At 57.3% G+C, this 13,287-nt stretch carries 12 protein-coding genes; 4 read left to right on the top strand and 8 right to left on the bottom strand.

All coding sequences use genetic code 11. From position 1 onward, the window contains the following. Positions 1–103 precede the first annotated feature (103 nt). The 6 genes from patD to H7R76_RS11790 all read right to left on the bottom strand — a co-directional run bounded on the left by patD (position 104) and on the right by H7R76_RS11790 (position 7,173). Positions 104–1,528: an aminobutyraldehyde dehydrogenase gene (gene patD, locus H7R76_RS11765; protein WP_182967868.1), complete on the bottom strand. Its 1,425-nt coding sequence runs from the start codon at positions 1,526–1,528 to the stop codon at positions 104–106. A gap of 14 nt (positions 1,529–1,542) precedes the next feature. Beyond that, positions 1,543–2,358, bottom strand: a complete 816-nt coding sequence (locus tag H7R76_RS11770; RefSeq protein ID WP_182928952.1) for an ABC transporter permease — start codon at positions 2,356–2,358, stop codon at positions 1,543–1,545. Next, complete coding sequence (locus H7R76_RS11775; protein ID WP_374956752.1) at positions 2,348–3,277, bottom strand: ABC transporter permease; 930 nt, start codon at positions 3,275–3,277, stop codon at positions 2,348–2,350. Before H7R76_RS11775 ends, H7R76_RS11770 begins: the two co-directional genes overlap by 11 nt. 12 nt (positions 3,278–3,289) lie before the next feature. After that, positions 3,290–4,303: an ABC transporter ATP-binding protein gene (locus tag H7R76_RS11780; RefSeq protein ID WP_182967871.1), complete on the bottom strand. Its 1,014-nt coding sequence runs from the start codon at positions 4,301–4,303 to the stop codon at positions 3,290–3,292. Positions 4,304–4,320: 17 nt separating this feature from the next. After that, complete coding sequence (ydcS, locus tag H7R76_RS11785; protein ID WP_106929093.1) at positions 4,321–5,466, bottom strand: putative ABC transporter substrate-binding protein YdcS; 1,146 nt, start codon at positions 5,464–5,466, stop codon at positions 4,321–4,323. A gap of 297 nt (positions 5,467–5,763) precedes the next feature. Continuing rightward, positions 5,764–7,173 (bottom strand): aminotransferase-like domain-containing protein, encoded by a 1,410-nt coding sequence (locus tag H7R76_RS11790; RefSeq protein WP_106929095.1) that lies wholly within the window; start codon positions 7,171–7,173, stop codon positions 5,764–5,766. 232 nt (positions 7,174–7,405) lie between these two features. Here H7R76_RS11790 and H7R76_RS11795 point away from each other — a divergent pair, with 232 nt between their 5' ends. From H7R76_RS11795 to H7R76_RS11810, 4 genes are all read left to right on the top strand, one after another. Next, a complete protein-coding gene (locus H7R76_RS11795; protein WP_182928954.1) occupies positions 7,406–8,806 on the top strand; it encodes a cytochrome ubiquinol oxidase subunit I in 1,401 nt (466 codons plus the stop codon). Further along, positions 8,803–9,813 carry a cytochrome d ubiquinol oxidase subunit II gene (cydB, locus tag H7R76_RS11800; RefSeq protein WP_106929098.1) on the top strand — a complete coding sequence of 337 codons (1,011 nt, stop codon included), beginning with the start codon at positions 8,803–8,805 and terminating at the stop codon, positions 9,811–9,813. Before H7R76_RS11795 ends, cydB begins: the two co-directional genes overlap by 4 nt. Then, entirely contained in the window at positions 9,813–9,938 is a 126-nt protein-coding gene (locus H7R76_RS11805; protein WP_181358025.1) for a DUF2474 domain-containing protein, read from the top strand. The genes cydB and H7R76_RS11805 overlap by 1 nt, the downstream gene beginning before the upstream one ends. A gap of 125 nt (positions 9,939–10,063) precedes the next feature. Continuing rightward, the gene (locus H7R76_RS11810; RefSeq protein WP_227673967.1) at positions 10,064–10,417 is read left to right on the top strand and encodes a hypothetical protein; all 354 of its coding nucleotides are present in this window, start codon (positions 10,064–10,066) and stop codon (positions 10,415–10,417) included. Positions 10,418–10,494: 77 nt separating this feature from the next. Here H7R76_RS11810 and H7R76_RS11815 read toward each other — a convergent pair whose 3' ends face one another. Both H7R76_RS11815 and H7R76_RS11820 read right to left on the bottom strand, forming a co-directional pair. Continuing rightward, on the bottom strand, positions 10,495–12,456 hold the full coding sequence (locus tag H7R76_RS11815) for a peptidase U32 family protein (protein WP_182967873.1): 1,962 nt from the start codon (positions 12,454–12,456) through the stop codon (positions 10,495–10,497). 198 nt (positions 12,457–12,654) lie between these two features. Next, complete coding sequence (locus tag H7R76_RS11820; protein ID WP_182967875.1) at positions 12,655–13,230, bottom strand: helix-turn-helix domain-containing protein; 576 nt, start codon at positions 13,228–13,230, stop codon at positions 12,655–12,657. Between the last annotated feature and the right edge of the window lie 57 nt (positions 13,231–13,287).

Below are 13,287 nucleotides of genomic sequence, written 5' to 3' on the forward strand. Positions count from 1 at the left end.
CTTTGCCCGGTTTTACAACGGCGCGCATCCTCGCACGTTGCTCCGGGCATGTCAAAAATGGCGCAGTGGGCGGCAGGTTTTTCGCCTACCGCGAAGGGGGTAATCAGTGCTTAATCATCACATGGCGCACGACGGTGTAGTCCTCCAGTCCGTACATCGACATATCCTTGCCGTACCCCGATAGCTTCTGCCCGCCGTGGGGCATTTCGCTGACCAGCATAAAGTGGGTGTTGATCCACGTACAACCGTACTGCAAACGCGCGCTCAAACGGTGCGCGCGCCCTACGTCGCGGGTCCATACCGACGAGGCCAGGCCATACTGTGAATCGTTGGCCCACGCCAGCACCTGCTCTTCACTGTCAAACACCGTCACGCTGACTACCGGGCCAAACACTTCTCGCTGAACGATATCATCTTCCTGCAGCGCGCCCGCCAGCAGAGTCGGCTGGAAGTAATAACCGCTTCCCTCTGCCTTATCACCACCGGTTACCACCTTAATGTGCGGCAGCGCCCTGGCCCGCGCCACGGCATCGCTGACGCGCGTCAGATGTGCCAGTGAACTCAGCGGCCCCAGTTCGGTGCTCACATCCTCCGGGTCGCCGAATTTAAGGGTTGCCACCGCCGCGCCAAGGCGAGCCACCAGCCGGTCATAAACGCCCCGCTGCGCATAGATTCGACAGGCGGCGGTACAATCCTGTCCGGCGTTGTAAAAACCAAACGTCCGTACCCCCTCAACCACGGCATCGATATCCGCGTCGTCAAACACAATCACCGGCGCTTTCCCTCCTAGCTCCATGTGCGTGCGCTTAACGGAAGATGCCGTATGCGCCAGAATATGCTCGCCGGTGGCGATTGAGCCGGTCAGCGACACCATGCGCACCTTCGCGTGGCCGGTCAGCGGATCGCCAACGGTATGACCGCGGCCAAACAGAACGTTCAGCACGCCGGCAGGGAAAATATCTTTCGCCAGCTCGGCCAGCGTGAGCGCCGTAAGCGGCGTAATTTCAGACGGTTTCAGTACCACACAGTTGCCCGCCGCCAGCGCCGGTGCCAGCTTCCACGCGGCCATCATCAACGGATAATTCCACGGTGCAATCGAGGCCACCACGCCAACCGGATCGCGGCGAATCATGGAAGTGTGGCCTTCAAGATATTCCCCGGCCGCCAGGCCATTCAGGCAGCGCGCCGCGCCGGCAAAGAAGCGGAATACATCCACCACCGCCGGAATTTCATCACCGGCCACGCAGTGCAGCGGCTTGCCGCAGTTAAGGGATTCCAGCCGGGCGAACGTCTGAGCATGCGCTTCAATCACGTCGGCCAGTTTTAACAAACACTCTGCGCGGTGCTTTGGCGTGGTTTGTCCCCATTGTATGAATGCACGGTCGGCGGCATGCACCGCCGCATCTACCTGCGCGGCGCTGGCCTCCGCGATGTTCAGCAGGATCTCACCCGTAGCGGGGTTATAGACCGGCTGCGCTTCGCCTTCACCCGCGACCAGCTCACCGTTAATCAGTAACTTATGTTGCATAGCATGATCCTGTTTTATTTAAATGTCGTACCACCGCCGGTGGCCGCGTCGTCTTCGCGCGTCAGCCACCATGCCCCTAAAATCGGTATCATTGTCAGTATCATCACCAGCAGCGCGACCACGTTGGTCACCGGCACATCGCGCGGGCGCCCAAGTTGGTTAAGCAGCCACAGCGGCAACGTGCGCTCATGGCCTGCCGTGAAGGTGGTGACGATAATTTCATCAAACGACAGCGCAAATGCCAGCATTCCCCCTGCCAGCAGCGCCGAGCCCAGATTTGGCAACACAACGTAACGGAAGGTTTGCCAGCCGTTAGCCCCTAAATCCATCGACGCTTCGACCAGGCTCCATGAGGTCCGCCGGAATCGGGCAATGACGTTGTTAAACACCACCACCACGCAGAACGTGGCGTGACCGATCACAATCGTGAACAGCCCCGGCTCCAGATTCACTACCTTAAACGCGGTCAGCAGCGCCAGTCCGGTAACAATGCCCGGCAGCGCAATCGGCAGCAGGAGCAGCAGCGATATCGCGCTTTTGCCAAAAAAATCCCGCCGCCACAGCGCTGCTGCAGCAAACGTGCCAAGTACCAGCGCAATGGCCGTCGACAGCGCGGCAATTTTCAGTGACAGTGTCACAGCCTCGTAGATATCACTGCGCCCAGCAGCCTCGCTAAACCAGCGCAGCGTCAGGCCTTGCGGCGGGAAACTGAAGGCGGCGTCTTCGGTGTTGAAGGCGTAAAGCGCGATAATCACCAGCGGGAAGTGCAGGAAAATAACGCCCCCCCAGGCGGCAATTTTGAGGAACAGCGGTGCGCGTTCAGAGTGCATCGAATGCTCCCAGGCGCTTCACAAACGCCAGATAGAGCGCAATCAGGACGATTGGCACAAGGGTAAACGCCGCCGCCATCGGCATATTGCCAATAGCCCCCTGCTGAGAATAAACCATATTGCCGATGAAGTAGCCCGGCGGCCCCACCAGCTGCGGGACGATAAAGTCCCCAAGAGTCAGCGAGAAGGTGAAGATAGACCCCGCCGCAATCCCCGGTATCGCCAGCGGCAGCACGACATGGCGGAAAGTCTGACGCGGCAATGCGCCGAGGTCAGCGGATGCCTGCAACAACGAGCCGGGGATCCGCTCCAGCGCAGCCTGTACCGGCAGGATCATAAACGGCAGCCAGATGTATACAAACACCAGAAAGCGCCCCAGACCGGAGGTCGACAGCGTATTTCCGCCAACGCCCGGCACGCTCAGTATCGCCGCCAGCAGCGGCTGTAGACCCAGGTGATTTAAAAACCACTGGGCTACACCGTCTTTGGCCAGCAGCAGCGTCCAGGCGTAGGCTTTGACAATATAACTGGCCCACATCGGCAGCATGACCGCCACGTAGAAGAAGGCCTTTTTCTTGCCGTGGGTATAGCGCGCCATATACCACGCCATCGGAAACGCCAGCAGCGCGCTGGCGACCGTCACTGCCAGCGCCATCACCAGCGTACGGACAATAATGTCGTAGTTAGCCGGGTTAAACAGGGCGTACAGGTTTGCCAGCGTCAGCGTCGGGGTAACCGACATGGTGAAATCATCAAAGGTGTAAAACCCCTGCCACAGCAGCGTCAGCAGCGAACCGAAATAGACAATGCCGAACCACATCAGCGGCCCGAGCAGCAGCAGAAAAAGCCCCAGCGTCGGCTTACGCCAGAACAGGCTGGCTATCTTTCCGCCGCCGCGGGAGGAAGGTACCGGCGTCATGCTCATCTCCATTTACCTCCCTCCATCCAGCGCGATCATGGCATCGCGCGGCCAGGAGGCCAGAACATCCCGGCCCACCGCAGGTCCTTCCGCATCCAGCCCGACGGCAAAGTTCGCCTGGCTCACCAGTAGCTTATCGCCGCTTTCAAGCAGCAGCTCATAGCGCGTCGCCGCGCCCTGATACTGCACCGCCTGTATCCGCCCTTTCACCTGCACTTCGCCACCTTCATTCAGGCGGATGTGTTCAGGTCGCAGCGCCCAGTTCCCCGTCATGCCGCATAGCGTCTCCGACATCGCCGGGTCGAACACGTTAGAGGTCCCGACAAAGCTGGCGACGAACGGCGTTCGCGGGCGCAGATAAAGCGCACGCGGCGAGTCCACCTGCTCAATGTGACCGTTGTTAAAGACCGCGACACGGTCCGACATCGATAGCGCCTCGCCCTGATCGTGGGTGACGAAAATAAAAGTGATCCCCAGCGACTGTTGCAGCTTTTTTAATTCGAACTGCATTTGCTCGCGCAACTTCAAATCCAGCGCACCTAGCGGTTCGTCGAGCAGCAGCACCCGGGGTTCATTAACCAGCGCGCGGGCAATCGCCACGCGCTGACGCTGGCCGCCGGAAAGCTGCGACGGCTTGCGCCCGCCGACGAAACCCAGCGCCACTTTCTCCAGCGCCTGCGCCGCCCTGGCCTGACGCTCTTTCTTGCCAACGCCCTTGACCATCAGCCCGTAGGCGACGTTATCAAGCACTGACATGTGCGGAAACAGCGCGTAATCCTGGAAGACGGTGTTAACGTCACGCTCCCACGGCGGCAGTTCGCTGGCGTGACGGCCAAAAATAGAGATAGCGCCGCCGCTCAGTTGTTCAAATCCGGCGATCAGCCGCAGACAGGTGGTTTTGCCGGAGCCAGACGGCCCCAGCATCGAAAAGAACTCGCCGTCATGGATGGCGATACTCACGCCATCCACCGCCCGAACGTCACCATAAAGTCGCGAGACGTCATGAAACTCTACTGCATACGTCATAATGGACTCCTGGGTAATCAACGGCCGCCCATAATGGCGATATAGTCCTGCGTCCAGCGGCTGTAAGGCACATACTTGCCGCCCTCGGCAATCGGCGTTTTCCAGAAGGCAATTTTGTCAAAGAAGCTGTAGCCGTTGGTTTCACAACCTTTGTCGCCCAACAGCGCGCTGGCTTTACACCCTTCAGCCACCACCGGCAGTGAGCCAAACCACGCCGCCACATCACCCTGCACCTTCGGCGTCAGCGACCAGTTCATCCACTTGTAGGCGCAAACCGGATGCTTCGCTTCGGCGTGCAGCATGGTGGTATCCGCCCAACCGGTAACGCCCTCTTTCGGGAAGACGGTCGCAATCGGCTGACCTTCACCTTTCAGGCCGTTGGCCTGGTAAGGCCAGGCGCTGGACGCCACCACGCCTTCATTTTTGAAGTCGCTCATTTGTACGGTCGTGTCATGCCAGTAGCGATGAATCAGGCTATGCTGATCGCGCAAGACCTTCAGTACCGCCTGGTACTGTTCTTCGGTCAGCTGGTACGGGTCGCTAATGCCGAGCTGCGGCTGTGTCGCTTTCACAAACAGCGCCGCGTCCGCGATGTAGATTGGGCCATCGTAGGCCTGCACGCGGCCCTGATTGGTTTTGCCGTCCGGCAGATCCTGTTTCACAAAGACCACGTTCCAGGAATCCGGCGGCACAGGGAAGGTTTTAGTGTTGTACATCAGAAGGTTAGGTCCCCACTGATACGGGGTGCCATACACTTTGCCGTCGACGTTAAACCATGCACCTTTCTCAAGTCGCGGGTCGAGGGTTTTCCAGTTTTCGATAAGTGCGGTATTAATCGGCTGCACGCGCTTACCCATGATCAAACGCAGCGAGGCATCGCCGGAAGCCGTCACCAGATCGTAGCCGCCTTTCGCCATCAGGCTAACCATTTCGTCAGACGTCGCCGCCGTTTTGACGTTCACCTGGCAGCCGCTCTCTTTCTCAAACTGCGTGACCCAGTCGTACTGCTTGTCGGTCTGACCTCGTTCGATATAACCCGGCCAGGCAATAATATCCAGTCGTCCTTCGCCTTTTCCCAATGACGTTGGCGGCTCGGCGGCATTGGCGGTGGCAACCGTCATCACCAGCGCGCACAGGCTGCTGCGGGCAAATGTCTTGCTCATAAAGTTTTACTCCTGTCACAATGAATTTGAGCGGCAGCCGTGCCGTTAAAAATATCTCCCTGTTTAAAAATAGACGGCGCCATGACAACCACCGTTGCGGCAGATAAAAATTTGCACAGGTTGTGACAAAGTGCGCATTCCGCAAAAAAGCAATAATCAATGCAGATAATATGGATTATAGACAAGGAGTTACTGGCCGCAGGTGCTATGCGAATTTCCTATGACCAGCCAAAATGAAAAGCCCCCGAATAACCGGGGGAATAATTAAATACAGAAGCTGAAAATAAGCGTTGGTGATTAACTCAGCATTTGTCGAATAAGTTGCCCCAGGGTTTCGACCGCTTTATCTTCTCTTTCCCCCCAGCCCCACGCGGTATTAAAGCGGAAAAATGACGACCAGCTGTCGGTCGTCGAAAACATTTTGCCTGGAGCAATACTAATGTGGTGTTCCAGCGCTTTCGCACTCAGCGTGCCCGCATCCATCCCGGCCGGCAGCTCCAGCCAGAGAAAATAGCCGCTATCGTTATGGTGAATGCGCACCTCAGGCGGCAGCGAACGCAGCAGCGACTGCCACGCCAATTGCTTACGTTCGGCCAGCTGGCGGCGCAAGCGGCGCAGGTGAGCGTCGTAGCGCTTCGTTGCCAGATAGTCGACCAAAGCGAGCTGCATCGGCGAACTGGTCGACAGCGTGCTCATCAGCTGCAAATGCTGAATGCGACGCGCATGTTTACCGGCCGCCACCCAGCCAATACGGAACCCAGGAACCAGGCATTTGGAAAACGAACTGCAGTGCAGCGTCATATCCTGCTTATCCCACGCCTTCGCGGGCAGCGGCTTCTCTCGGCCAAAATAGAGCTCGCTGTAAACATCGTCTTCAATCAGGGTCACATTGTGGGCGGTAAGGATCTGAATAAGCTTCGCTTTCTTTTCCGGCGTCAGCGTAAAACCCAGCGGGTTCTGGCTGTTAGTCATCAGCCAGCAGGCTTTCACCGGATAGTTCTGTAGCGCCTGCACCAATGCGTCGAGATCAATCCCATCCTTCACGTCGGTGGCAACCGACAGCGCTCTCAGCTTCAGGCGTTCCAGCGCCTGAAGCGCCCCGTAAAAACAGGGGTTCTCCACGATCACCCAATCGCCCGGCTCCGTTACCGCCTGAAGGCTCAGGTTCAGCGCTTCCAGCGCACCGGCGGTAATCACAATCTCATCAGGGGATATCGTCATACCCTGTAACGCATAGCGGCGGGCAATAGCATGACGCAGCTCATCGTTACCCGGCGGCAGGTTTTCAATCACGCTCATGGCCGTGGCGGTTTTACTCACCTGTGCCAGCGAACGGTTCAGCTGCGGCAGCGGGAACAGTTTAGGGTCGGGAAACGCCGAGGCAAACGGCAGCACCGCCGCGTTGCGGCTGGCCTGCAGTACCTCAAAGATGTAGGTATTGATATCGACGGCGTTATCCGGCATTACCTGTGCGGGGGCCGCCGCGCGCGGTGCTACCGGATGCGGCGCCACGTAATAACCGGACTGCGGGCGTGCAACAATCCGCCCCTGGCTTTCCAGCAGCTGATACGCATGGCTGACGGTCATAAAGCTCATACCGCTATTGGCCACCTGCTCGCGCAGCGACGGCAGCTTATCACCCGGCTGCCACACCCCGTGGGCGATCTGTTCCGTCATCTGCTCGGCAAGCCGCTGGTACTTTTTCATGGTCGATCCCAATCGCGCAAACTGTGCGAATATATTATATCAGCGTTACAATTTTTGCATTTTTATGTAACTGATATATTCACTCTATCGCCATGATTGAATTAGCTTTGTCGGAAAAACGGGCAAATAAAAAAGCAAAACTGTTATCATTTAAAAGGCGGCGACTGTTTCTGCAACCCATTCACGCCGCTGCGTAAAATCACCGGGAGTTATTCTATTTTCCGGAGTCTGCATGTTCGGTCTTGATGCGTTTCACCTCGCACGAATTCAGTTTGCCTTTACCGTGTCGTTTCACATTATCTTCCCTGCTATCACTATTGGGCTGGCAAGTTACCTGGCGGTGCTGGAAGGTCTATGGCTAAAAACCCATAACCCGCTCTGGCGTTCGCTGTATCAGTTCTGGTCGAAGATTTTCGCCGTCAATTTTGGCATGGGCGTCGTCTCCGGCCTGGTGATGGCCTACCAGTTTGGCACCAACTGGAGCGGTTTCTCGCAGTTTGCCGGCAGCATTACCGGCCCGCTGCTGACCTACGAAGTGCTGACCGCCTTCTTCCTCGAAGCCGGTTTTCTCGGGGTGATGCTGTTTGGCTGGAACCGCGTTGGGCCAGGGTTGCACTTTTTCGCCACCTGCATGGTGGCCCTCGGCACGCTGATCTCAACGTTCTGGATCCTCGCTTCCAACAGCTGGATGCAAACGCCGCAGGGCTACGAAATCGTCAATGGTCAAGTGGTGCCGGTAGACTGGTTTGCGGTGGTATTTAACCCATCATTCCCTTACCGCCTGCTGCATATGTGCATCGCTGCGTTTCTGAGCAGCGCGCTGTTTGTCGGCGCTTCGGCAGCCTGGCATTTACTGCGTGGCAACCCCTCACCGGCAGTACGCGTGATGTTCTCCATGTCGCTGTGGATGACCCTGATTGTCGCCCCTATTCAAGCGATGGTTGGCGATATGCACGGGCTGAATACGCTGAAGCATCAGCCTGCAAAGATTGCAGCGATTGAAGGCCACTGGGAAAATCCGCCGGGAGAACCGACGCCGCTGCTGCTGTTTGGCTGGCCGGACATGAACCAGGAGCGTACCCGCTACGGGTTGGAAATCCCGGCGCTGGGCAGCCTGATCCTCACCCACAGTCTGGATAAACAGGTGCCTGCACTCAAAGACTTTGCCAAAGAAGACCGGCCAAACTCGACGATCGTTTTCTGGTCGTTCCGCATTATGGCCGGATTAGGCATGCTGATGCTGTTGCTAGGCGTCGTCGCGCTGTGGCTACGCAAAAAACAGACGCTTTATACTTCACGCCCGTTCCTGTGGTTCGCGCTGCTGATGGGGCCATCGGGGCTCATCGCCATTCTCGCGGGATGGGTGACCACCGAAGTCGGTCGTCAGCCGTGGGTGGTCTACGGCTTGCAGCGTACGGCGGAAGCCGTCTCGGCCCACGGCGATCTGCATATGAGCATCAGCCTGCTGGCCTTCTTTGTGGTGTACAGCGCGGTCTTCGGCGTCGGCTACAGCTACATGGTACGACTGATTCGCAAAGGGCCTCAGCCGTTTAATCCACCGCCGCACGGTACGCCGTCGCGTCCACTTTCCGCCGCGATCACCGCACAGTCGTCCCAGGAGAAGCGAGCATGAATGTCGATCTGTCTATTGTCTGGTTTGTGATTATTGTCTTTGCCACCCTGATGTATATCGTCATGGACGGCTTTGATTTAGGTATTGGCATCCTGTTTCCCTTTACCCGCAGCGCACAGGAGCGTGACGTAATGGTCAACAGCGTCGCTCCGGTATGGGACGGCAATGAAACCTGGCTGGTACTCGGCGGTGCAGCACTCTTTGGCGCGTTCCCGCTGGCCTACGCGGTCATTATTGATGCGTTGACGATTCCGCTTTCGCTGATGCTTATCGGGCTGATTTTCCGCGGCGTCGCCTTCGAGTTTCGCTTCAATGCCACGCCTTCACATCGCCCGTTCTGGGATAACGCCTTTATGGGCGGCTCGATGCTGGCCACCTTCTGCCAGGGCGTAGTTGTCGGAGCCGTCATTAACGGTTTTCCCGTCAGCCAGCGCGCCTTCAGTGGTGGCCCATTCGACTGGCTGACGCCATTCTCGCTCTTCTGCGGCGTAGGGCTGGTCATCGCCTATGCGCTGCTGGGCGCAACCTGGCTGGTCATGAAAAGCGAAGCCGCTCTGCAAAGCCGTATGCGCCGCGCTGCGCGTGGACTGCTGCTCGCGCTGCTGGCGGTGATGGCGATTATCAGCGCGTGGACGCCGCTTCAGCATGCCGCAATCGCAGCGCGCTGGTTTAGCCTGCCCAATCTCTACTCTCTGCTGCCGGTCCCGCTGCTGGTGCTGGCCGCAAGCGGCGCGCTATGGCATCAACTGGCGCTGCGTGAAAGCCATGTGCCGCCGTTTATTCTGACGCTCGCGCTGGTATTCCTGGGCTTTAGCGGGTTGGGTATCAGCATCTGGCCCGCGATTATTCCACCGTCTATCACGCTGTGGCAGGCCGCCGCGCCGCAACAAAGCCAGGAGTTTATGCTGATTGGCGCCATCTTTATTATTCCCGTCATTCTGGCGTACACCTTCTGGAGCTATTACGTGTTTCGCGGCAAAGTGCCGCAAAATGAGGGATATCACTGATGAAAAGCCGCTGGATATCACGCCTGTTCTGGTTAATTGCGCTGTGGGGCGGCAGCGTGCTGGCGCTGGCAACGGTGGGCGGCTTATTTCGCATGCTGATGACCGCTGCCGGTTTTAAAGCCTGAAAGAACAGCTGCCTGGGTATTGAATCGTACTGGCCAAGAGAAATCCTAATTGCTCTGGCCTTCACATTTCCTCCACGTTTTGTTGGTCAACTAACGCCATTGCACCAAAGCAATGTCTGGAGTACATGATGAAAAAACGTATTGCACTGTCTGCGATTCTGGCGCTGGGCCTGTGTTCAACCGCCTTTGCCGCCGATCGTCAGGATCCGCCGAAAAAGCCGCCTGTAGAACAACAGCATCAGGGTCAGCACGATAACAAAGGCCCGCAGCACGATGGCAAAGGCCAGCCGCCGCGTGATGAAAAAGGTCAGCAGCACGATGGCAAAGGCCAACCGCCGCGCGACAACAAAGGTCAGCAGCATGATGGCAAAGGCCAACCGCCGCGCGATAACAAGGGTCAGCAGCACGATGGTAAAGGTCAGCCGCCAAAACATGACGGCGACAACAAACTGCCACCGCCGAACGACCAGCGTAATTAATTAAAAAAGGCCGGAGAGCACACTCGCTTTCCGGCCTTTTACTTTATATGCCCCCGCGCTGGCGAGTGGCATTAGCGTCAAGCTTTCCGCTTAGGCAGCGTTTTCAGCAATTCGTCCGGGCTTACCGAGGCCACCACGCTCCCCGGTAGCGGCATCTTCAGTATGTGATTTTTAATCTTGCCAATCACGTGCATTTCGCACGGACGACAGTCAAACTTCAGCGTCAGGACTTCATCACCGTTGATGAGCTGCATCGGCGTCGCTTTCCAGCTTTTAATCGACCCTTTCGCCTGCTTCGGGCACAGATTGAAGGCAAAGCGCAGGCAGTGCTTGGTGATCATCACCGGCACGTCGCCCTTCTCTTCGTGCGCTTCATAGGCTGCATCAATCAGCTGAACGCCATAACGGTGGTAAAATTCACGCGCTTTATGGTTATAAACGTTAGCCAGGAAACTCAGATGGCTTTCGGGGTACACCGGCGCCGGTTCGGCAACCGTTTTACGACTGCCGCGAACATAGGCATCCAGCCGCGCCTGGTCGAGCAACGCCACGGTTTCACGACGCAGCTGGTTAAGCAGACTGTTCGGAACAAACAGCGCTTCCGGCAGCAGCACTTCAACGTTGCGTGCGTAGTACAGCGTTTGCCCCAGTTTAGCGATCCCGTCTTGCAGCTGGCTCAGCGCTTTCTCTGCGTTATGCGCCGCTGCAAATTCCCCGTCTAAAGTGTGGGTCACCGCCACGCCGTCTTCGCTGGCTAGCGTCAGCACCAGCTGTTCCTGCCAGCCAGACAGCTCGATATCCACGGCGATGCGGCGCTCGCTGGAGGTTTTCAACAGCGCCTGCTGCCAGTTGTGATCGAGGTTCCGGTTGAGCACCTGATGCGGACGCACCTTATGCAGGTCAGCCGGCATCTCGTTTGGCCAAACGCGGTAGCGATTTTCAGCAATCTTCTCCACCGTATTGGCACGAAAACCGACAACTTCGCGTTTGATGAGCACGTTGAGACCGTCGCCGTTGGCCAGCGGCTCGCTCACTTCAACATCCAGCGTCTCTTTGTTAACCTTCAGCACTTCCCCTACCGGCAGACCGACGAACTTCGGCGAGTCAAACGCACCAATGTTCATCTGACGCTGATTGACGAAATAATCCGTGCTGCCGCGGTGGAAGGTTTTATCGGTCGACGGCACAAAGAAATGCTCGGTACGGCCAGCGGAAGCCCGGGCCAAATCGCCGCGTTCTTCAATAATGGCGTCCAGCATCTGGCGATAGTGTGCAGTGATATTTTTCACATAGCTCATATCTTTATAGCGCCCCTCAATTTTGAAGGAGCGCACGCCTGCATCAATCAACGCGCCAAGGTTGGCGGTTTGATCGTTGTCTTTCATCGACAGCAGGTGCTTTTCAAACGCGACCACGCGTCCCCGATCGTCTTTCAGCGTATACGGCAGGCGACAGGCCTGGGAGCAGTCACCGCGGTTGGCGCTGCGCCCGGTTTGCGCATGAGAGATATTACACTGGCCGGAATAGGCCACGCACAGCGCACCGTGAATAAAGAATTCAATGGTGGCGTCGGCAGCATCGTGAATCGCTTTGATCTGCTGCAAATTCAGCTCACGCGCCAGAACGATCTGGCTAAAACCAACGTCAGAGAGGAATTTAGCTTTCTCCACGCTGCGAATATCGCATTGGGTGCTGGCATGCAGTTCTATCGGAGGGATATCAAGCTGCAGGATGCCCATATCCTGCACGATCAGCGCATCCACGCCGGCATCATACAGTTGGGTGATCAGCTTCTGCGCCGGCGCCAGCTCATCGTCATGCAGGATGGTATTGAGCGTGATAAAAATCTTCGCGCCGTAGCGGTGAGCAAACGGCACCAGCGCGGCAATGTCCTGAAGACTGTTGCTGGCGTTATGGCGTGCGCCAAAACCCGGGCCGCCGATATAAACGGCATCGGCACCGTGAAGTATCGCTTCCCGGGCTATCGCCGTGTCGCGGGCCGGGCTGAGGAGTTCGAGAAGAGCGTTCTGCTGGCGCATACGGTCTGAGTTATCCAGTAGAGTCACAAAATGGCGGCTATTGTAGCCAGAAGCGGCGAGAGACGAAAACAGTTTCCACCGCTTCTGCGCCACCGTTAGCTTAATTTCGAAAACCGATTGCCAGAATTCTCAGTTCCGAAGCCGGGAGCAACGCGTTACAGTCGCTAGCGTGTTCGGGATTTCCTCGTAACGGCCACATCAGGATTGATTGTCGCGATTTGCCGCAGGGTTTCCTGCGGCTTTTTCTTTGGGATAGTGAATCAGCGAGTGAAAATGCACGGTCTGCTCTGTGCTGTTGCGATATGCATGCGCAAGATCGCCAGCGAACCGCAGCCCTTCCCCCGCCGACAGCGTGCGCCATTCGTCCATCACGTGCATATCCAAACGCCCTTCAATCACCACCACATGTTCAATCACCCCTTTTTCGTGCGGAGTCGATTCGCTCAGCGCGCCGGGTGCCAGCGTAATGGAAAAATGGTCAAAACACAGTTCCGGATCCCACGGAAACACCGGCGTGACCACCATCGCCTGCTGCTGAGGATCGAACGCCTGTTCAAGACCGGGCGACGGCGGCGTGATAAACACCGAGAACGGCACGTTCAGGCCCGTGGCAATTTTCCACAGCGTTGCCACCGTCGGGCTGGACTCATTACGTTCAATCTGCCCGAGCATAGCCTTGGAAACGCCCGTCTCTTCGGCGAGCTTAGACAGGCTCCATGCCCGCTGCTGACGCAGGTGTTTTAGCGTTGTCGCCAGGTGTTGCGCAATATTCATTCAGCCTCCATGTCGTTGCCTTTTCGCAGTATACCCCAGCCAGCACGTGTTTTCGCC

The organism is Klebsiella sp. WP8-S18-ESBL-06 (genome assembly GCF_014169755.1).
GTDB lineage: Bacteria > Pseudomonadota > Gammaproteobacteria > Enterobacterales > Enterobacteriaceae > Kluyvera > Kluyvera ascorbata_B.